1 pseudogene is annotated in these 223 nt (G+C 72.2%); it reads right to left on the bottom strand.

What is annotated here, in order from left to right:
• Window positions 1–223 (bottom strand): annotated as a pseudogene (locus E4K09_RS28795) (hypothetical protein); the annotation flags it as partial.

The raw sequence follows: 223 nt of genomic DNA, 5'->3' as shown, positions 1-223 counted from the left end.
GGGGTTTTGGCGGCAGGGGCTTGAGCCCCAGGGATCTTGGCCTCGGGAAGGGTGGCCGTCTTCGTCCTCGTGTCCTTGGCCGGGTTCTTCGGCGTCGATCCCGTGACGGGAATGTCGACGGCGCTCGCGGCAGCCACGACGATGGCGCTGTCAGGCCGCGGCGGCGGCAGGGGGGCGGAGCTTGCCGCCGCAACCTCCGTGACGCCGCGCGGCTCGCTCAGCA

Source organism: Microvirga pakistanensis (genome assembly GCF_004458765.1).
In the GTDB taxonomy this organism is placed as follows: Bacteria; Pseudomonadota; Alphaproteobacteria; order Rhizobiales; family Beijerinckiaceae; genus Microvirga; species Microvirga pakistanensis.
The sequence above is the reverse complement of the archived record's forward strand: the minus strand, read 5'-3'. Positions and strand labels throughout refer to the sequence as shown.